Genomic DNA, 19773 nt, shown 5'->3' on the forward strand with positions numbered 1-19773 from the left:
CCGCCAAACCGACATATGAAGCTTGGAGGGAGTCAAATGCTCTCGCATAGATGGAAAAGGCTCCTGCCGCTGCACTTGATGCTTTTGCCTGCTCTATCGCTGCTGTTGATATACGGTTATGGACCGATTACAGGCATCGTCATCGCGTTCCAGAAATTTATGCCCGCTAAAGGCATGTTCGGCTCGCCCTTCGTCGGATTGGACAATTTCAAGTACGTGTGGAATTTGCCGGACACGAAGCAAGTGCTTATGAATACTGTAGTCATTGCATTTTTCAAAATCGTGCTGAATTTATTGGTGCCCATCGTCCTTGCGCTGCTTCTGAACGAGATTCGCCTGAAGCTGTTCAAAAGAACCGTGCAGACGATCATTTACTTACCCTACTTTTTATCCTGGGTGTTGCTGGGCGGCATCTTGATCGATATTCTGTCGCCGTCTCAAGGGATCGTCAATGATATTATACGCGCTTTGGGGTTCAAGCCGGTGTTCTTCCTGGGAGATCCGGGCTGGTTCCGCTTTACTGTCGTCTTTACGGATCTGTGGAAGGAAGCGGGCTTCAACACCATTGTTTTTCTGGCTGCGGTCACGAACGCCAATCCGTCCCTGTACGAAGCCGCCGTGATCGACGGGGCGAACCGTTGGAAGCAAACGTTGAGCATTACGCTGCCGTCCATGCTGCCGGTTATTATTTTGCTCGCTACGCTCAGTCTCGGCAACGTGCTGAACGCGGGATTCGATCAAATTTTCAACTTATACAGTCCGCAGGTGTATAGCTCGGGAGACATCTTGGATACGTTCATTTACCGGATTGGCCTGATTGATACGCAGTATGGCGTGGCTACCGCGGTCGGTTTGTTCAAATCCGTCATATCGTGCGTGTTCATTTCCGTCTCGTATATGTTGGCCTACCGGTTGGCGGGCTATCGAATATTTTAGAGAGAAGTGTAACTGATATGGTTGGGAAAATGTCTACCTCTAGGATTTCATTTAATCTCATTAACTACAGTTTTCTGACGATATTGTCCTTGCTGGCGCTCTTTCCTTTCCTGAACGTGCTGGCGTTGTCTCTCAGCAACAAGACGGCCGCCGCCGCGGGTTTGGTTAAGCTGTGGCCGGTAGATTTCACCCTCTCTTCCTATCGGTTCGTTTTTATGCGGCACGAGTTTTTTACGGCTCTCGGTATTTCGCTGGAACGCGTCCTGCTGGGGACCGCAATAAGCATGATCATCTCGGTTCTGGCTGCTTATCCGCTATCCAAGGAAGAGAGGGCTTTCCCGGGTCGCACGTTGTACGCCTGGATTTTCGTCTTCACGATCCTCTTTAACGGGGGATTAATTCCTTGGTATATGACCATTAAAATGACGGGAATTTTGGATTCCGTATGGGCGTTGGTGCTCCCGGGAGCGGTACAGGTGTTCAATTGCTTGCTGCTGCTGAATTTCTTCCGCGGTTTGCCCAAGGCGTTGGAAGAGGCGGCGTTCGTAGACGGAGCCAGTCACTGGACGACGTTAGGACGGATCTTCGTTCCTCTCTCGACTCCGGTATTGGCTACCGTTACTCTGTTTACGGTCGTGGGGCACTGGAACGCCTGGTTCGACGGGATCGTGCTGATGAACTCGCCTTCGCATTATCCGTTGCAAAGCTATTTGCAAACCGTGGTTGTCAAAATGAACACGTCGACGTTCGCCAATATCGACCCCGTGCAGGCGAAGCTGTTGGGCGAAATCTCGGACCGAACGGTGAAAGCCGCGCAGATTTTCATGGCAACGTTGCCGATTATATGCGTGTATCCGTTCCTGCAAAGGTACTTTATGTCCGGGATCGTGCTGGGCAGCGTGAAAGAGTAACCGAGACTGGAGGCAAAAGCTTGCCTATGAATGCGATCGATATTACAGGCAATTGGGAATCCGATGTGTTGCCGGCCGACCGGCTCCAGACGAGAGAACCGGAGGTGAGGCAGGGACAGACGACCGTCTTTCGCCAAAGGCTGCAGGTTCCTGCGGGAATCCATGCCCTGGAGTTGGTTTATTGGCCGGATCAGGACAGCCGCTTGGGCAAAGCGATCGAGGAGAAGTTCGACGGCTTCGACGGTCTTCGCATGAATGGCAGCTCCGTAAGGCTTGCTTTTCAGAGGATGGAAGGGGCCAGGGAAGGATACCGAGCCCTTGTCCAACTGGAAGAGGTTCGGGACTCGCAGAGGGAATTGCAGCTCGAGCTCACCCTGTGCGCTTCGAGACCGCTGCATACGAGACTGATCGGGGATAGCGGGCGGCAGAACGAATGCGGAGGCGTTTATCAAGCGCTTCCTCCGCTCTCCGATGGACAACTCGCGATCGTCAGAGGCATCCCGTTCCATCTGTCCGAGCTCAACGAGTTCGAGATCGACGATCTGCTGAAGGACTCCCCCGGAGATCGTGGAAGCTTGCACCCTTGGAAGGACGGGATGACGCTTCCGTGTCATGGCGCGAAAGTCCGAACCGCCCATTTCCTCGGCATGATCCACAGTATCGACATCGCGAACGGGTCGTGGTTTTCGCCGAAGGGAGATCACGGGTTTTCCCACTTCGTCGGAGACAAGGCCGGGGAAATCGCGATTCGTTGGACGGACGGAGAAGAGACCGTCGTTCCGCTCGTATTCGGATTCAATATTTGGTACTCCCGCGCATGGGACATGTTCTGGCATTGGTGGATGTACGACCAGTATATCGGCCATCTCGACGAACGAATGTTCAGCGGCCGGGAGGACGGAAGGGAAATCGTCGAGGAAGCCGTCGCTCTCGTCGATGGCATTCGGGCCATGGGATCGTTAAGCTCTAACGCCCGATTCGTCTTTTCCGTAGACCTGGGTGGGCGCGAAGTGGCTTCCATCTCCTTGAAAGGCGACCCGCTGCTTTACGGACATCCCGTCGTATCGGCCGTTACGTTGGAGACCGCGGAGCTATGCTCCGAGCTGCCGACGCTGCCGGATTTCGGTTCCGTTAAGAGTGCTAGGAAGACGGTTAGCCTGGAGCAAATTGAAGCGGGCGGCTGGCAAGACCGGGTCGAGCGGCTGCAGAAGCTGCTGTACACGTACGTCGACGAGTTACCCGTTCTGGACGAACCGTTGGTGCCGGACGGCTATTTCGGGCCGCGCTACCGTTTCGAAGGGAATCCCGATTCGGTGTACGCGGCTACTTTTTTGTATCGCAACGGTCCGGAGTGCGCCGCTTATATCGCGGACAACGGAACGGATTGCTCCTCCTCCACGGCAAGACAGGCCATCCCCCACTACATTTACGGGATGGGCATCTGGTTCGGGTTCGACCCGGTGTTCGGCAGCTTGGACAACTGGTTTAAGCTTTACCGGGAGCGGTCGCCCGGCGAGCTGCCGGGGATTAGCGAAGCGTGGGCCCGCGGAGTCGGCGAGCTGCTGCGGGAGGCGATGGCGTTCGGCTACGACAAGTTCGTCCGCTCCTACGTCGATTGGCTGGATAACGCCTTGTTCACGGAAGCGAATCCGCCTCACTGGAACAGAATCGTCGGTCGTTCGTGGTATAGGACTTACGAGGTCGAGGTCGGCGGTATGCTCGAGAAGGGAGTCCGGGAGAACGACGGTCACGGCATCTGCATGTGGGGACGCTACATGGTCTGGCACGGAATGGGACGACCGGCGGACTGGAACGAGCGGCACTTCACCGCTACGGAAGCGGCGGTAGATTGGATCGAGTGGCAGCTTGCGAACGATCATATTCGACCGGGAGTTCGCAAAGACGTGCTGTTCACCGAAAGCGAATGCGCCCACGGCGCGTATGACATTTACTCGTCTTACAACTGCCTGCACGGGAGCAAGCTTTCGATTCGGATGGCGGAGCAGCTCGGAAGATCGGCGCTTGCCGAACGCTGGAAGCAGCTCTACGAGCGGCTTCGCCAAGGGATTTTGGATCATTTGGTCGATCCCTCGGAGGACGGGCCCATCTGGCACACGGAGGAGGACTGCTATTGGCAGGATCATGCGCATAAGCTCGTGCCGATCCAGCTGGCCACGGAAGGCGACACGTATACGCCGTTGGAGGACTGGGCAAGCGGCGACTCGATGGATCGAACCTATTTGGAGATTAGCCAGAATTCCTACCGACATCTGATGAGATCGGAAAATTACAATTGTTTGCGCATGTTCGGGTACGGTCAAGGGATGATGACGCAATCGGCGCTGCTGCTCGACCGGATGGCGGATGCGGAGAAGTTCTTGCATCTGATGCTTACTCATACCTATCTGCCTCATCTGGAAGGCTGGACCGCTCCGGAAGGAATTATCGTGCATCGCTCCGGCAAGTACTATTTGCCGGTTAACGGGTACATGGGTCAGGATTCGCATGTCGCGGACAGCACCAAGGCGGTTCGCCTGCTTCTGGGCATCGACGACAACGACCCCGGTCATTTGCGGCTCGTTCCCCGTTACCCGGCGGCTTGGACGAAGATGTCGATATCGGAATATCCGGTGGTGACCGGCCAGACGAGACAATCGATTTCTTACGTATACGTGAGGGGAGAACGCGGAAGCGACAACGAGCATACGTTTTCCTTCGAATTGCAAGATTCGGCGGATCGAATCAGCATCCGTCTGGGACCTTACCCGCCCGATGCTCAGATCGATCGCGCGTATTGGAACGGCAGCGAAATTCCGTTCGACTGCGTCGATTCCGGGGATAGCCGATGGGTATGGGCAAGAAACGTAAGCGGAAAATCCGGCGTCATTCGAATCGTAGGCGTTAAACCCATCGAGGAGGGATAATTCGAATGTTCAAAAAAGCGTCCATCTGCGTATTGTCCATTTTGCTTGTGTTGTCCTCTTACTCGCTCTATCAACCCGTAAACCGCCAATCGATCGCTAACGCCAGTTCCGGCAATGAAGATCAACGCTATTTCATGTACGGAGCGGGAGATACGCAGGACATGAACCTCTATCAAGGCTTGGTCGATCAGGCGATCTCGTACGGAATGAATTCGTTTCGGGTCTGGTTCTCTTGGTCGTCCTTTCAGAATGCGGACGGTACGTTCGACTGGACTTTAATGGATGCGCAGCTCGACTATATTAACAACAAGAACATGCCGTTCGCCTTATCGCTTTATTTCGCGATGGGTCCGGACGGCGGATTACCGGAAGCGGAAAGAGTCAGGGACGCTTCGGGGGGGCTGACGCCTTATCTCTCCATCAATTCCGCTTCGGCCATGGATAAGATGGTCGAGGCTTACGAGGAAGTAATTTCCCGGTATACCGCGCGGTATCCGACCAACAAACCGATCTTCGTCTCCGCTTTGTTCGGCATGTACGGCGAGAACGAAATCTCAGGCGGCGGAAACGGGTTAATGGGCGATTATTCGGCGGCCTCGAAGCAAGCTTTTCGCGCTTGGCTGCTTGATCGATACGATAACGTCTCTAATCTGAATACGCACTGGGGTACGCAATACGCGTCCTTCGCTCAAGTCGAGCCTCCTACGGACTTCAACGGGAACAGAGGCTTGACCTGGTATCAGTTCCGGCACTTCTCCTTGAAAAGCGCGATCGATCGGCTGGCCGATGCCAATCACGCCATCGGGGGAACGAAATTCCCGCTGGTCATGGGTTCCATGTTCGACGATCCGGCAAGCAAGAGAGGGACGCTGGACTTCGTGGATCTGGCCGAAAAGGCGGATATCGTTTTCGTGGATGACGGCCCCGAATACAATCATGCTTTCTCGATGGACTTATTAAGGACCAACCTTCCGGGCAAGGAGTTGGCCCATGAATTCGACGGACCGGATCTGGCGAACGACGCCACGTATTATCATCAAGCCTCCACGGCGTTCGAACATGGCGCCAAATACGTTACGAACGGCAATTGGAACAAAAATCTGCAAAAGTTTATCGATAGGGGCCAACTGTTCGAAGACATCGTCGACGACTATTTAGGAGACCCGGTCACCGATATCGACAATCCTTCGCAATCGATGTCCGTCAGCGACTACGATATGCTGTTGAATCGAAGCAGCGCCGCGTATCAGCGATACTACGACGCGCTCTATCTGAACAGTCCTCAACCTATGAACGTCCATTTAATTCGGGACATCAACAGGTTGGACTGGCACAAAACGAACAACGACGATCCCGGTCTGAGCCCTCAAGGGAATTGGACGGAGCAGCGCGTGGATGGCCCGTTCCAAGGAGACGATCTAGCGACGGATCAGGCCGGAGCTTCCGTCGAATTTACTTTTAACGGCGACAGGATCGAATGGATCGGCTCTCAAGGACCCGATCACGGCAAAGCGGACGTCTATATCGACGGCGTTCTGGAAGCGAGCGGAGTGGATCTGTACGCGGGGCAAAAGCAATATCAGCAGGTTCTGTTTTCGAAGACCAATCTGACGGACGGCGAGCATACGATCGAAATCGTCGCGACCGGTCAGAAAAACGTCTTGTCCAGCCATGCATTCGTTAATCTGGACGCTCTGTCTTATCGATTTACCGAGTTTCCGGCGCCACCGAAGATCTATCGTTTATCCTCGCAATTTTCCGACACTCAGGGGGAGAACGGGTGGTTCTATCGATATCATGACGGAAACGGGTACGCAAATATGACATGGAACGCGGGGAGATGGCAAGGGCCGAACCCTTACCTGTTCATCGAGTCCACGACGCATATGATGCCTGACGGTTACGATGTCGTGCCCGTTTGGCAGGCTCCGGAGAGCGGAACGATTCGTATCAAGGGAAACGTGAAGAAGGACGATATGGCCGGAGCTTCTTGTCCCGGGTGCGCGGACGGCATTCAAGTCAAGATCATGAAAAACGGCGCGCAAATCTGGCCGGCCACCGGCTGGCAACAACTGGCCGACGATGATCTGATAGGAGTATGGCATGACTTTACGGTCAATGTGGCTCAGAATGACCTCATCTATTTCGTGATGAACCAGAAGGCGAACAATTACTGGGACGGATCGAGTTGGGATCCTAGCATTAGCTACGCGGCGCCGGTCTATCGATTGTCCGCGCAATATTCCAACGTTCAAGGCCAGGACGGATGGCGATATCAATACGATAACGGCAATGGACCCGTGGATATGACCTGGGTTAATAACAGGTGGCAAGGGCCGGCATCCGTCGACTACTCGTTCGTCGAATCCTCCGCGCACTTGATGGCGGAAACCTACGATTTGCTTACGAATTGGGAGGCGCCTTTCGACGGTACGGTAAGAATCGCCGGAACGGCGAAAATGGACGACGACGGCGGATCAGGGTGTTACGGGTGTGGAGACGGCATTCGGGTCAAAATCATGAAGAACGGTACGCAAATCTGGCCGTCTTCCGGATGGCAGTCCATTCAAGCGGTCGATTTGGTCGGCGTTGATCATGACATCGATGTTCAAGTCCAGCAAGGCGACCGCATTTACTTCGTCGTGAATCAGAATGCCAATTTTTACTTCGATGGGGCCAGTTGGGATCCGACGATAGAATACAAGTGAAAAGCGGGCGGTACAAGGGGTTGCTCTTGTACCGCCCGTTCTGTTGTGGTCAATAACTACTAGAAAAAATAATCATTTTTTTCCGGAAACAACGCTTGAATGTATCAGTGACACACAATAGTATTAAATGTATCAGTACATATCAATTAGGATCAATTGATTCAGAGGAGTGTCGGAATGGCCCATTTAAAGCTGGGAATCAATCTTGGTTTTGCAATCAATAAGTACGTCGAGCCTGAAGTGTGGACGCGTATCGTAGCGGAAGATTTAGGGCTCAAATACGTACAATTCGTCGCCGATTTGTTGAACGTCTTTCTACCGCCCGACATTGTGGACCGCCAGGTGGAGAGGATCAACGAGTGCGCGCAGAAGCGCGATCTTGCAATCACGAGTACGTTTACGAGCGCATTCACGCGCGTTAACCACTTCATGCACCCGGATGCGGATATCCGCAAAGCATGGCTGAACTGGTTTAAGAGATTCGCGGATATCTCCGTTCGAATGGGAGCGAGAACGACAGGCAGTCACTTTGGCATACTTACCTTTGCCGATTATGACGATGTTCGGCGCAGGGAATATATCATCGAAGAAGGGATCAAGAATTGGCAGGAGCTTAGCTGGTACTGCAAGGAGCTTGGCATGGAGTATTTGAATTTCGAGCCGATGTCCATTCCTCGGGAAATGGCGAATACGGTCGAGGATACCAAGGAGCTATTGGCGAGATTAAACGATGGCGCCGGAATTCCCTTCAAGATATGTCTGGACGTAGGGCACGCACCCCATCCGAACGATCGGGATCCGTACCGGTGGGTTAGGGAGCTCGGCAGCGTCTCGCCAATCATCCATATCCAGCAAACCGAGAAGGACCACAGTCGGCATTGGCCGTTCACGGAAGAATACAACAAGCTCGGCATCATTCATGGCGAGCCATTGATCGAAGCCATTGAACAATCGGGTGCAACCGAGGCGGAAATTATCTTCGAGCTTTCCCACCGGGAAGCGTGGTCGACCGAATTCAGAATTATCCAAGATCACGTAGAGTCGGTAAACTACTGGCGGCAATTTATTAAGAACTAAGCAGCACGGATATAAGATTGGAGGGGAAAAGGATGAAGGGCTGCGTACTGCACGGACTCGGAGATTTGCGCGTGGAGGAAGTCGAGACTCCCGCGCCTAAGGAAGGCGAAGTGCTTCTGCAGATCAAAGCATGCGGGGTCTGCGGATCCGACATTCCGCGAGTGTTTACTAAGGGAACCTACCGTTTCCCTACGATACCCGGGCATGAATTCTCAGGGCTAGTCGTACAAGCGGGAAAAGGCGTTGATCCCGGCTGGATCGGAAGAAGAGCAGCGGTCTTTCCTTTGCTGCCTTGTCGCAAATGCGCTTCTTGCGAGATTGGCGAATTCGCCCAGTGCGAGGACTACGATTACATGGGTTCGCGGCGAGATGGCGCTTTCGCTGAATTCATCTGCGTCCCGATATGGAATTTGGTAGCTGCGCCGGATACGTTGTCCTATGAGGAATTGGCCATGGTCGAGCCTGCGGCGGTAGCCGTGCATGCTTTGCGGCAAGCCGGAATCGGCATCGGCGATCAGGTTCTGATCAGCGGAGCCGGTCCGATCGGCATGATGCTGGCACTATGGACCAGAGCCTGGGGGCATCCCGCGTATTGCTTGCGGATATCGATCCGGCAAAGCTTGATTTTGCCGTAGGTCAGGGATTCCCCGACGTATTCAATCCTTTACATGGCGACATAAGGAAGTGGGTATACGGGCTGACCGGACGAGGCGTAGATGTATCGGTAGAAGGAGCCGGAAGCGCGGTTTCATGGGAAAATTGTCTGAAGTCAACGCGGAACCTAGGTAAGGTAGTGTTGATGGGCAATCCAACCGGGGGCATGAGTCTGACGCAGGACGGTTACTGGGAAATTCTCCGTAAGCAGCTTACGCTAAGCGGCACTTGGAATTCCTCCTATTCGGACATTCCAAGGAACGAGTGGAAGCTGGCCGTCGATTATATGGCAGCGGGCAAGCTGGATTTGAAGCCCCTCATTAGCCACAAGCTTGCGATTGAGGAGGTCTATGAGGGAATGGTTATGATGCGTGACCGTCAAGGCTTCTTTAACAAAGTCATGTATGTCAATTCTAACGAATCCGTAAAGGTGGAGAAGGATAAATGATGAAAGCAGCGGTTTTAGAGCAATTGGAGCAAATGGTCGTCAAGGAAGTGGAAAGGCCAACTGTAGATAAGGACAGTATTTTGATGAAGGTCGAGGCTGTGGGCATCTGCGGTTCGGATATCCGGATATTCCGCCATGGGAACAACAGGGTGACGCTTCCGCAAGTGCTGGGGCATGAGTCTGCGGGGAGAATCGTTGAACTGGGCCAAAACGTAACAAAGTTCAAAATAGGAGATCGAATTTCTCTGGGTGCGGACGTACCCTGCGGGGAATGTATCTTCTGCGAAGCGGGAATCGGTAACAACTGCCAGATCAACTACGCTATGGGCTACCAATTCGCGGGCAGCTTCGCGGAATACGTACTTCTGAACAAGACGATGGCGAATTACGGTCCGATCCACAAGATCCCGGATCATATTTCCTATGAGGAGGCCGCTCTGGCCGAACCGCTCGCTTGCGTTCTGAATGCATTGGAGCTATCGAACATTAAACTGGGAGATTCGGTCGTTGTTATCGGCGCAGGTCCCATCGGCTGCATGATTATAGAGGTAGCGAAGCTGATGGGGGCCACTAAGGTGATCCTCGTGCAACGTTCCAGACCCCGATTGGAGATGGCTAAACAGTTCGGCGCGCATGCTTATATTTGTTCATCCGAGGAGAACGCCATCGAACGGGTATTGGAGGAAACGGGCGGGTTGGGAGCGGACGTGGTTATCACTTCGAACCCGTCTCCGGAAGCGCAGGTAGATGCGATCTATATGGCGAAAAATCGCGCGCGAGTGAACTTCTTCGGCGGTTTACCAAAGGGGAAATCGATGGTTACGCTAGATACCAATATTATTCATTACAAAGAGCTGTTCGTTCACGGGGCGCACGGTTCCTTACCTGCGCATCATCAGAAAGCCATAGACTTAATCGGCTCCGGCGTTATCGATATGAAGCGTTACATCTCTCATCGGTATCCCCTCGATGAGATCAGCCAAGCGATAAGCGCGGCGGAAGATCATGTCGGGATGCGGGTTATCGTGCAACCTTAAGCTTTAATAGGGGAGGAGGTGACGTAATGGGAGGCAGAATATCGCCGTCTATCATGTGCGCGGATTTCAGAAATTTGGAGACTACGATAAGAGCATTGGAGCGGGCGCGCGTTGATTATTTGCACGTGGACATCATGGATGGCAGCTTCGTTCCTAATTTCACCCTCGGTCCGGACTTCATGAACAGCGTGAGAGAGATGACGGACATTCCGTTCGATATTCACCTGATGATCAACCGGCCGGAGGATTTTCTTCCGATCTTCACTATTCGCCCTGGGGATATTGTTACGGTCCATCAGGAAGCCACGATTCATCTGCAACGAACGCTTCAGCGGATTAGAGATACGGGGGCCAAGGTGTCAGTGGCGCTAAATCCCGCCACTCCGATCTACACGCTGGATGATATTCTCGACGATATCGATATCGTATTGATTATGACGGTTAATCCGGGGTTCGCCGGTCAGAAGCTTGTCCCTGCCACTCTAGGAAAGATACAAAAGTTGAAGCAATATCTTCAACAATCCGGTCATTCGCATATCGAGATTGAAGTAGACGGCAACGTTAGCTGCGAGAATGCGCAGAAGATGCGCTTGGCGGGTGCGGATATATTCGTGGCGGGCACCTCGAGTATTTTTAAGAAGGATCAGGATTTATACGAATTGACGGAGAAGTTCCGCGAGTATATTACGTGAGGTGAAGGCACTATGTTGGACAGAGCTTATCGGGAGTTTGAGAAACGGCAGCAGGACAGAGGCATCTCGCTTAAAGGAATCAAAGAAAAGCTGAAAATGCTGAAAATCGAGACGCCCTCATGGGGATATAGCGATCAAGGGACGCGGTTCAGAACGTTTAAGCAGCCCGGGGCAGCCCGTTCAGTGGAGGAGAGATTGCAGGATGCGGCTAAGGTACATGAAGTAACGGGACTGTGCCCGAGCGTAGCCATTCACATTCCGTGGGACAAAGTCGACGATTATAGCCAATTAAGCAACAGGGCAGCATCGCTTGGGATTACTATTGGAGCCGTTAACCCGAATTTATTTCAGGATGACGATTACATGCTGGGCAGCGTATGCAACCCTGATTCGAGAGTAAGAAGCAAAGCCGTTGCCCATCTGATCGAGTGCGTGGACGTCGCAAGGGCCGTAAAGTCCCGCGATATCAGCTTGTGGTTTGCGGACGGTACGAATTATCCGGGACAGGCTGATCTTAGAAGGAGAAAAGGGTACATGGAGGAAGCGCTCGCGGAAATGTACCGCTCCATGGATCCTAACATGCGGATGCTGATCGAATACAAATTTTTCGAGCCGGCCTTCTATCATACGGATCTAGCGGACTGGGGAATGGCGTATCAATTGGCTCAAAAGCTAGGACCTCAGGCAGAAGTGCTGGTGGATACCGGTCATCATGCCCAAGGGACGAACGTGGAGCATATCGTCGCTTATTTACTGGACGAGAGGCGGCTTGGCGGCTTTCATTTCAATGCTCGGAAATATGCGGACGATGATCTTATCGTGGGATCGGTGAATCCGTACGAGCTTTACCTGATCTTCCATCAAATCTTATCCGCCGAACGGGATCAAGCCCATCCTCTTGTTCAGGACAATGCCCGGAATATCGCCTATATGATAGACCAAAGCCATAATATCGAACCGAAGATTCCTGCCATGATCCGTTCCGTGCTCAACGTTCAGTACCAATATGCCAAGGCATTGCTTGTGAATTGGAATTTGCTCGAGGAAGCGCAAGAACGCGGTGACGTTCTTGCCGCGGAAGCGGTTGTCAGAGAGGCTTTCGAACAAGATCCGACACCGCTCTTACATGCCGTTCGCGAGGAAATGGGCATTGCCCCGAATCCGATGAAGGCGTATTCGGAAAGCGGGTATGCGGAGAAATTGCTGCAATCGCGTTGATAAGTCGATCCGGAAGCATTATGTTAGTATCAGTGATACATTGCTGATAAAGGATGAGCGGATATGCGCAAAATCATAAAGGAACAGCTGATTAAAGGACCTATCGCGTTATATGAGCAAATGCGTCAGAAGGTAATGGATTTGATTGTCGAACGACGATTGAAGCCCCATGACCCGGTTCCTTCGGAAGGAGAGCTTGCCGAATTATTCGGAGTAAGCCGAAGAACAAGCAAACAGGCACTAGAGCTCCTAGCCAAGGAAGGCATTCTGTATAGACTGCCCCGCAGAGGAACCTTCTTGGCCGAGAACGCGGGAGATAGACTTAAAGATGCGGTTGAATCGAATTTGTCGGTTGTGCCTCAGCAGGCGGTCGCCATTGTTGTCCCTATACTGGATGAGTTTATCGGAATGGTCGTCACTGCATTTCTGCAGGCGGGGGATTCCATTGGCTGGGAAGTATTGATCCGAGTGACGGGCGGAGAGCTTGAGCGAGAGGACGAAATCCTTCGCGAGATGAGCATCGGAGGAAGAGTAAAGGGCATCGTGCTTTTCCCGGGCGCGCGGAAGACGTGCGGACAAGAAGTGTTACGGCTTCATCTGGACGGATTTCCTGTCGTGATTGTCGATCGGGTGTTTCGAGAAGTGGACATCACGGCGATCTACCATGACCATTACCAGGGCGCCTACGAGATGACCAAGTATTTATTCGACAAAGGCCACCGAACAGTAGGATTCATCTCTGAGCCGATATCGGGCATCATGAGCAGGGAAGACCGTTATTACGGATTTATTCAAGCGCATCTTGACGCCGAAATCCCTATCATGATTCATTCGATCATCTCGGATTGGGATATCGAACGGAACGATTCCAGTAAGCTGTCGCAATTTCTAGAACAGAATCCGGATATGACGGCTTTATTCTGTTCGAACGACTTGGTTGCCAATAAAGTGATGAATATGGCCGAAGAATCGGGACGTCATATTCCCGAACATTTATCCGTAGTCGGATTTACGGACATGATGATCTCTAGAGTTTCCAAAGTATCGCTGACTACCGTCATGAAGTCTCCGGAAGAATTGGGCAGAAAGGCTTTCGATTTGCTGATTCGGAAAATGGCTTCAGAGGACGGAAGAATGGAGAGCGTTAAGCTGCCAACGCAGATTATTGAACGAGGAAGCGTTCGGCAAGTGATATTGTAGGCAATAAACCCGCCAATTAAAGATGGCGGGTTTATTGTGCTTATGGATTAAGCCGATTCGTCAAGGATTAGCAACAGACTTGCAAGCAATCTCATAGCTTCCCGGCTTCAAGTTCCGCAAATAAACGTAGCGGTCATCCTCATCGATTTCTAGCGCTTGATCGGCTTCGGAAGCTTCTCTATTGGAACGGTAGAACGGCTTCCCGTTAACGTAGACGATAAAGGAATCCGAAGCAGGTTTGGGAATGCCTAACGTAGCGATTGTCCCTTCCGGCGACGCCAACGCAGCGCTGAATTCCGAATCCGTGCGGCTCCAGGAAAAGCGAATTTCTCCATGGGGCGTCGGTACGCTTCCTTCCGCCCATTGTAAATCGCAAGCGTGCGGTACGGCTTCATAGGCTCTAAATCCGGGTTCCGTCGGTTGAATGCCAAGAAGATATCCGGATAATAAATGAGCTATCGCCGTGTCGGGGTGGGACGAATCTCCCCAGTTTTTGCCGGGCGGAAGAGCCGGCGGCGGATAAACCATGCACTCCCATGTCGCGTGGGGGCCGCGCCAATCATGCAATGCGCCGATCCAATCCACGTTGCCTCCCGGCTTGCGGATGGTTCCGATCGCATCCTCGTCGTGCCGGTAATGAAACTTGCCGCGAATCGCCAAGCTTTGATATTTGCCCATATCCGTTTCCTTTAGCCTGGACATGATGGACTCCGCCTGTTGCCGATCCGGAAATCCGATCGCGAGAGCAAGAGCGTTATCATAGAAGGAGAAATGCTTGCTTCCCTTCTGATCAACGTAATATCGTAGCTCGTCATCCCATAAATAATCATTGATGCCCTTCCGGATCACCGCCGCTTTGGCGGAGTAATCGGCCGCGTCCGAATCCATACCCAATTGACGGGCAAGGAAAGCCGCTTCCATAAACGAGTCGTATACGAGGAAATTGACGTAGGCCCCTTTGCCCGTACGCTCTAGAAGATGCCCCCATATTCCTTTCGACGTCTCATACCGCTGGAAGAATAGGCCATCGCTCTCCACATAGTTCCACAGGTAGTTCAATCCTTTGCTAACTACCGGATACATCTCGTTAGCAAACTCTAAATCTCCGGTAAACAGGTAATAATCGGCTAGCACCGGTGCAAACCATGCGCAGAATTCGTCGGATTGGTAATATCCGTATTCTCCGAGCCCCGGTTTCTCCTGATTCTCAGGGTAACAGGCTGCCCATATGTATCCCTCAGGCGTCTGGTGAAAGGCAAACATTTCGATGGTATCTTTCATGTAGCCGTAATTATCGAAGGCATAGTAAACGTTCCGTCCCGCCCAATCCAGATCTCCGAGCCATGGCAAACGATCCCTTTTAGCGCCATCGGCGATGAATGAAGCGGTACGGGCATAAGACCAACCGCTCAAGTCCCCGCTGAAATCGTCCGCGAACAAAGTCGCGCCGCCGCTATCTTCCACGCGAACATTGCGGATTAACGCCCATTTATCGAGAGGCTGGCAGAAACCGACTTTACCTTCCGAATAGGTTGAATCCACTGTCGTATCGACAAGCTGACCGTCTAAATAAGTCTCGATTCGGGACCCGTCCAATTTAATCTCCAGACGATACGTCACTCCATCCGTAAGGGTAACGGGAAGAGTCACGAACGGTTTTAGCCGCACATATACGCCTTCGATTCTTTTGTACAGATGCAAACGGCTGTCCAGATCAATCTGTCCAACATAACCGTTGTTCTCGTCTTTAGCCCGGACGACCCAGCCGACGGCGGATACCGGACCCGGATTTCTGCGGATGACGAAATCGAAGTGAAAAGAGTAATCCCGCCAATCCTCTCCCTGTACGCTTAAGCCGATATCGTTGCTCTTGGCCAGTCTACGGGGTATGAGCCATCCCTCTACAATCGTCCAAGCATCGACATTAGGATACGAAGCGATCTGCGCCGTATAAGTACTCGCGTACCAAAGACGGTTCAAGTCATCGTCATTGCATAGAAAATGGCCCTTGTACGGCGACATATCGGATACGTTCTCAAGTCGGAAAAATTCGATCTCGACGCTGCTATCCTCCGTATCCAGTTGAATGAGCACCCAGCGCTGCTGCCCTTGAATCATCGGAGCGATATACATCCCCGGATTCTGAATGGTGTATAGCTCGTACCGATAGGGATTGGCAGGCGGAACGGGAAGCTCTACACCCAAATAGGTGGCCGATCCTCTGCTGAAATCTCCATTCTCGCCATGGCTCGGATCGACGATCCACTCGTACCAGTCCGCATAGGCAATTCGCAGTACCGGGCTGCCTGTCTGCGCAGACACTTTGAATATCGGGTACCCTCCCGGGGCGGAAGGACCGAGATCAAGCAGGATAACCGGTTTTTCCCCTCCTTTGGGGTACATAAGCTTCGCGGTTTGTCCATCGGCACTCCGAATGTTGTCCACATCCCGTACCTCGCCCTTGGTTGAATGGACCGCATGGGCAAAAATCTGCTTGGACGATGGAGTTAAAATATACTCTTTGTTTATCTCGCTTTCCAATCCAACAGGTTCTCTCATCGTAGATCGCTCCCGCTTTCGCTTTGTTGTTTCGATTCATGCTCTATTATAGTTTTCGCGCGTACGAATCATAGACGGTTATTAAACCAAAAGATTAACGATATGAACCTAAGAGATTGATGAGTTCTCTAAGTATTATAGGTTGTATCCCCAGGCAACTCGGAATAAGATGAAGATATGAAACTACTAGAGGAGGGTAAGCGCTATGTCTGATCTTTACTTTACGGCCCCGCCTCTTCCCTATTATATTTTCTCGGGGGAATCGATCTTCAAGCCGGGGGAATGTCATCCTGCCCGCAGCAACATTGGTTTATTCGATCTGTTGGTCGTAAGCAAGGGGACTCTTTATATAGGGGAAGAAAATCAATCTTGGGCAATAAGCGATGGACAAGCGCTCATCCTAAGACCGGATAAATCCCATTATTCGACCAAAGCCGTCGAATCCGAAACAAGATTTTACTGGCTCCATTTCAACACGTCGGCTAATTGGAGCGATCTTGCGCCAGCGGCAAACGATTCGATGCATCAGGATAATGAAGACCGTTACCGGATCGAGCAGGGTCTGGTCACGCGCCCCTTCAGCTTTAGTCTTCCGCAATACATGGCATTAAAGAACCCGGAATCCGTCTACGGCATTATTCGCGAGTTGATTCAATTGGAACAGCAGCCCCGTTCGTGGGCGCGGTGGCAGCATCAAATTCATACGCAAAATTTGTTGAAAACATTAGCTGGGGAGCATGACGTATTTCTGCAATCGAGCGCCCTTCAACTCGCCGAGCGGGTCGCCATCTTCCTGCGCAAAAATTACCGTTCGTCCTTTACGAATGAAATTCTGCAGCGGGAATTCAACTTCCATCCCGTCTATATCGCCAGATGCATGAAGAAGGCGTTCGGTTGCTCGCCTCTGGAATACTTGGCCAGGTACCGAATCGAACAATCCAAGCTGTTGATGATCAACACGTCGCTCCCGATCGAACGGATCGCGACCGAAGTCGGCTTCCATCATCAAACCTACTTCTCCCATACGTTTCGCAAGCTGGAGAACATGGCTCCGAGCGTATTCCGTAAAACATACATCCGATAGCGTGGCGGCGAATCATAAAAAAACCGCCCTTCGGAAAGCGAGATGCTTTCCGAAGGGCGGTTTTTGCGAGAGGGGAAACCTTCATAAGTTAACCTTTGTTAGCGCCCGCGGTTAATCCGTCCACGAGATAACGTTGCAGGAACAGGAATAGCAAAGTCACGGGCAAAGCCACGAGTACCGCTCCCGCGGCGAACATCGTGAATTCGGTGGAATTTCTTTGGCTGACCATTTTGAACAACCCGACGGCCAGCGTGCGTTGCTCTTCCGTGCGCAGAATGAGGTCCGCGAAAATGAAATCGATGAAAGCCCCGTTAAAGATCATCAGGCTGGCATACGTTAACATCGGCGTGGAGAGGGGGACGATGACCGTTGCGAACACTTTGAAATGACTCGCGCCGTCTATTCTCGCCGCATCTTCCAAGCTCTTCGGAATCGTGTCGAAGAATCCTTTGGCCACGAAGACGTTCGCGATAATGGAGCCCGAGCTGTATACGAGAATAAGCGCCCAATGCGAATTCAGCAGCCCCATGGCGTTAAGCATTACGAATATGGCGATCATAGCCATGAATCCGGGGAACATCTGCAATACGAGCATTACCTTAAGCGAGGTTTTCCTCCCGGCGAAACGAAAGCGCGAAATCGCGTATGAGGAAATAAGCAGTAGCGCGGTTCCGAACACCGTAGAGAGTACGGCTACCTTCAGCGTATTGAAAAACCAGATGGGATATTTGGTTTTGTTAAACAGATCCGTGTAATGCCCGAACGTAAATTCCCTTGGAATAAACGTCTCGCTATACAGGCTGTTTCCTGTTTTCAACGAGGACAGAATGATCCACAAGGCAGGGAAGAGGCTTAGAAAAGTCAATCCGGTCAATATGCAGTAGCTTAGGACGAGCTTTAGATTGCCGCCGGATGTTTTCATTGGATCATGTCCTCCTCTCTGTACGAACGCGTCCGCGTATAGCTCCAGATCGAGACCGAGGCTACGATGAAGAAGATAACGATTCCGATGACGGAAGCGAAGCTGAATTGGGATTGATTCAAGGCGAGCTTATAGAGCCAGGTGACCAAGAGGTCGGTATGACCCGCGAACTGATAGTTGATATTGACGGGCTCGCCGTTCGTTAATAAATAAATGACGTTAAAGTTGTTGATGTTGCCGGCAAAATTCATGATTAGAATGGGCGACGTCGAGAAGAGCACCATCGGCAGCGTGATCATGCGGAATTTCTGCCTGGCGCCCGCGCCGTCTACGTCGGCGGCTTCGTACAGGTCGCGAGGAATGGTCGTGAGCACCCCGAACGCTAGAATCATCGTAATCGGAATACCGATCCACATGTTAGCGAGAATTACGGTAACCTTGGCCCAGAACGGATCGGTCAGCCAGGGCAAGCCTTTCAAGCCGAAATATTGCAAATAGCCGTTGATCGGACCGAACTGATTGTTGAACATATTTCTCATGACCAGCAACGAAATCATGTTCGGAATGGCAAAGGGAACAATCAAAGCCGTCCGCCAGAATTTCTTGAACCGAATGCGCGGCTGATGAATGAGAACGGCGATGAGTATGCCGCCGACATAAGTCGTAGCGGTCGCGATGACCGCCCAGACGAGCGTCCATGTCAGAATGCCGACGAACGTACTGCTCCACACCTTCAAATTCAACATTTTAGAAAAATTATCGAATCCTACCCAATCGACCAGGTTAGCCGGAGGGAGTATCGGATCGGCAAAGTTAGTGAAGGCAAGCAGAATCGAGAAAATCAGCGGAAGTATCGTTAGGAAAGTAATGACGATAAAGGGCGGAAGAAGCACCAAATACGCGAAATGTTTATCCCCTAACGCCGCCAGCGATTTCCGGAACGTAGCCGGAGATTTGCCTTCGTCGCGCAAGCGGCCGACAAGATAGGCGTCCCGTATGTTCAGAATATAGAAACATAGGAAAAACAAAACGGCGACAAGGGCGATAAGTCCCTTAATCAATAAAAAGATGGAGTGGTCCCCTTCGACCATCTTCATCATCTTGCCGACTTTGACGAATCCGCTAGGTTGTTCCCCGAGCGTAATGAGGCCATGCAAATGATCGTATAGCTGAAACACGGTTAAATAAATTCCGACGAGAGCGGCGGCTACGAATACTATCCCTTTACCCCATTGCCGATTGTAGAGTTGTCCGAGACCCATCAGCACCAAGGAAAGGACTGCGCCTATCGTCTTGCTCTGCATGCCATGTACGACCTCTTTCCTTTAACGAAGTACCTGTCTCCACCCGCCGCTTGGCGGGATGAAGACAGGTTAGGTTACGGAGATTTGCTCCGATCCGGT

At 52.0% G+C, this 19773-nt stretch carries 15 protein-coding genes; 12 read left to right on the top strand and 3 right to left on the bottom strand.

The window, feature by feature from the left end:
* The first annotated feature begins 36 nt into the window (after positions 1–36).
* From HH215_RS28930 to HH215_RS28975, 11 genes are all read left to right on the top strand, one after another.
* Positions 37–936 (top strand): ABC transporter permease, encoded by a 900-nt coding sequence (locus tag HH215_RS28930; RefSeq protein WP_169283046.1) that lies wholly within the window; start codon positions 37–39, stop codon positions 934–936.
* A gap of 17 nt (positions 937–953) precedes the next feature.
* A complete protein-coding gene (locus HH215_RS28935) occupies positions 954–1847 on the top strand; it encodes a carbohydrate ABC transporter permease (RefSeq protein WP_169283047.1) in 894 nt (297 codons plus the stop codon).
* 20 nt (positions 1848–1867) lie between these two features.
* A complete protein-coding gene (locus HH215_RS28940; RefSeq protein WP_169283048.1) occupies positions 1868–4771 on the top strand; it encodes a hypothetical protein in 2904 nt (967 codons plus the stop codon).
* A 5-nt stretch (positions 4772–4776) separates the two neighbouring features.
* Positions 4777–7479 (top strand): beta-galactosidase, encoded by a 2703-nt coding sequence (locus tag HH215_RS28945; protein WP_169283049.1) that lies wholly within the window; start codon positions 4777–4779, stop codon positions 7477–7479.
* Between the two features lie 177 nt (positions 7480–7656).
* Positions 7657–8556, top strand: a complete 900-nt coding sequence (locus HH215_RS28950; protein ID WP_169283050.1) for a sugar phosphate isomerase/epimerase family protein — start codon at positions 7657–7659, stop codon at positions 8554–8556.
* A 32-nt stretch (positions 8557–8588) separates the two neighbouring features.
* Positions 8589–9191 (top strand): alcohol dehydrogenase catalytic domain-containing protein, encoded by a 603-nt coding sequence (locus HH215_RS36140; RefSeq protein ID WP_217362248.1) that lies wholly within the window; start codon positions 8589–8591, stop codon positions 9189–9191.
* The gene (locus tag HH215_RS36145; RefSeq protein WP_217362249.1) at positions 9149–9658 is read left to right on the top strand and encodes a zinc-binding dehydrogenase; all 510 of its coding nucleotides are present in this window, start codon (positions 9149–9151) and stop codon (positions 9656–9658) included. Before HH215_RS36140 ends, HH215_RS36145 begins: the two co-directional genes overlap by 43 nt.
* A complete protein-coding gene (locus tag HH215_RS28960; RefSeq protein ID WP_217362250.1) occupies positions 9655–10695 on the top strand; it encodes a zinc-dependent dehydrogenase in 1041 nt (346 codons plus the stop codon). The genes HH215_RS36145 and HH215_RS28960 overlap by 4 nt, the downstream gene beginning before the upstream one ends.
* Positions 10696–10721: 26 nt before the next feature.
* Positions 10722–11387, top strand: coding sequence for a ribulose-phosphate 3-epimerase (rpe, locus tag HH215_RS28965; protein WP_169283051.1), 666 nt, complete (start codon positions 10722–10724; stop codon positions 11385–11387).
* A gap of 12 nt (positions 11388–11399) precedes the next feature.
* Positions 11400–12605, top strand: a complete 1206-nt coding sequence (gene rhaI / locus HH215_RS28970; protein ID WP_169283052.1) for an L-rhamnose isomerase — start codon at positions 11400–11402, stop codon at positions 12603–12605.
* 63 nt (positions 12606–12668) lie between these two features.
* Positions 12669–13805, top strand: coding sequence for a substrate-binding domain-containing protein (locus HH215_RS28975; RefSeq protein WP_169283053.1), 1137 nt, complete (start codon positions 12669–12671; stop codon positions 13803–13805).
* Between the two features lie 60 nt (positions 13806–13865).
* Here HH215_RS28975 and HH215_RS28980 read toward each other — a convergent pair whose 3' ends face one another.
* The gene (locus HH215_RS28980) at positions 13866–16364 is read right to left on the bottom strand and encodes an alpha-L-rhamnosidase-related protein (protein WP_169283054.1); all 2499 of its coding nucleotides are present in this window, start codon (positions 16362–16364) and stop codon (positions 13866–13868) included.
* A gap of 205 nt (positions 16365–16569) precedes the next feature.
* On the opposite strand from HH215_RS28980, the gene HH215_RS28985 reads away from it, so the two are divergent.
* A complete protein-coding gene (locus tag HH215_RS28985; RefSeq protein WP_169283055.1) occupies positions 16570–17448 on the top strand; it encodes a helix-turn-helix transcriptional regulator in 879 nt (292 codons plus the stop codon).
* 88 nt (positions 17449–17536) lie between these two features.
* On the opposite strand, the gene HH215_RS28990 is transcribed toward HH215_RS28985, so the two are convergent.
* Together HH215_RS28990 and HH215_RS28995 are read right to left on the bottom strand one after the other, a co-directional pair.
* On the bottom strand, positions 17537–18370 hold the full coding sequence (locus HH215_RS28990; RefSeq protein WP_169283056.1) for a sugar ABC transporter permease: 834 nt from the start codon (positions 18368–18370) through the stop codon (positions 17537–17539).
* Entirely contained in the window at positions 18367–19674 is a 1308-nt protein-coding gene (locus HH215_RS28995) for a sugar ABC transporter permease (protein WP_169283057.1), read from the bottom strand. Before HH215_RS28995 ends, HH215_RS28990 begins: the two co-directional genes overlap by 4 nt.
* Positions 19675–19773 lie beyond the last annotated feature (99 nt).

The organism is Cohnella herbarum, assembly GCF_012849095.1.
Classification (GTDB): Bacteria; Bacillota; Bacilli; order Paenibacillales; family Paenibacillaceae; genus Cohnella; species Cohnella herbarum.

Excerpts from the sequence above, each read along its gene's own strand:
- HH215_RS28930 (WP_169283046.1), top strand. The coding sequence starts at position 37 with ATGCTCTCGCATAGATGGAAAAGGCTCCTGCCGCTGCACTTGATGCTT.
- HH215_RS28935 (WP_169283047.1), top strand. The coding sequence starts at position 954 with ATGGTTGGGAAAATGTCTACCTCTAGGATTTCATTTAATCTCATTAAC.
- HH215_RS28945 (WP_169283049.1), top strand. The coding sequence starts at position 4,777 with ATGTTCAAAAAAGCGTCCATCTGCGTATTGTCCATTTTGCTTGTGTTG.
- HH215_RS28950 (WP_169283050.1), top strand. The coding sequence starts at position 7,657 with ATGGCCCATTTAAAGCTGGGAATCAATCTTGGTTTTGCAATCAATAAG.
- HH215_RS36140 (WP_217362248.1), top strand. The coding sequence starts at position 8,589 with ATGAAGGGCTGCGTACTGCACGGACTCGGAGATTTGCGCGTGGAGGAA.
- HH215_RS28960 (WP_217362250.1), top strand. The coding sequence starts at position 9,655 with ATGATGAAAGCAGCGGTTTTAGAGCAATTGGAGCAAATGGTCGTCAAG.
- rpe (WP_169283051.1), top strand. The coding sequence starts at position 10,722 with ATGGGAGGCAGAATATCGCCGTCTATCATGTGCGCGGATTTCAGAAAT.
- rhaI (WP_169283052.1), top strand. The coding sequence starts at position 11,400 with ATGTTGGACAGAGCTTATCGGGAGTTTGAGAAACGGCAGCAGGACAGA.
- HH215_RS28975 (WP_169283053.1), top strand. The coding sequence starts at position 12,669 with ATGCGCAAAATCATAAAGGAACAGCTGATTAAAGGACCTATCGCGTTA.
- HH215_RS28980 (WP_169283054.1), bottom strand. The coding sequence starts at position 16,364 with ATGAGAGAACCTGTTGGATTGGAAAGCGAGATAAACAAAGAGTATATT.
- HH215_RS28985 (WP_169283055.1), top strand. The coding sequence starts at position 16,570 with ATGTCTGATCTTTACTTTACGGCCCCGCCTCTTCCCTATTATATTTTC.
- HH215_RS28990 (WP_169283056.1), bottom strand. The coding sequence starts at position 18,370 with ATGAAAACATCCGGCGGCAATCTAAAGCTCGTCCTAAGCTACTGCATA.
- HH215_RS28995 (WP_169283057.1), bottom strand. The coding sequence starts at position 19,674 with ATGCAGAGCAAGACGATAGGCGCAGTCCTTTCCTTGGTGCTGATGGGT.